This is a genomic window from Nocardioides oceani (genome assembly GCF_030412965.1).
GTDB lineage: Bacteria > Actinomycetota > Actinomycetes > Propionibacteriales > Nocardioidaceae > Nocardioides > Nocardioides oceani.
Window position 1 is genome coordinate 1 of the sequence record NZ_JAUHJQ010000110.1, and the last position, 291, is coordinate 291.

Genomic DNA, 291 nt, shown 5'->3' on the forward strand with positions numbered 1-291 from the left:
CTTCGAGGTGAGCGACGCGGGCAGCCTCAACGGCACCTACGTCAACCGCGACCGGATCGACCGGGTCCGGCTCAGCGACGGCGACGAGGTGCAGATCGGCAAGTACCGGCTGGTGTTCTTCTCGGGGCACGAGGGCGGCTGAGTCGTGGTCCCCGGACCGGTCCCGGTCGACGCGGCCTCGGGAGGCGCGCGCGCCCGGATGAACATCGGGCAGGTCCTCGACCTGCTGCGCCCCGACTTCCCGCAGGTCACCATCCCCAAGATCCGGTTCCTGGAGGACAAGGGGCTGAT

Annotated in this window: 1 protein-coding gene; it reads left to right on the forward strand. The window is 69.8% G+C overall.

All coding sequences use genetic code 11. From position 1 onward, the window contains the following. A partial coding sequence (locus QWY28_RS23465; protein WP_300955325.1) for an FHA domain-containing protein occupies positions 1-142 on the forward strand: 142 nt, incomplete at its 5' end. Between the last annotated feature and the right edge of the window lie 149 nt (positions 143-291).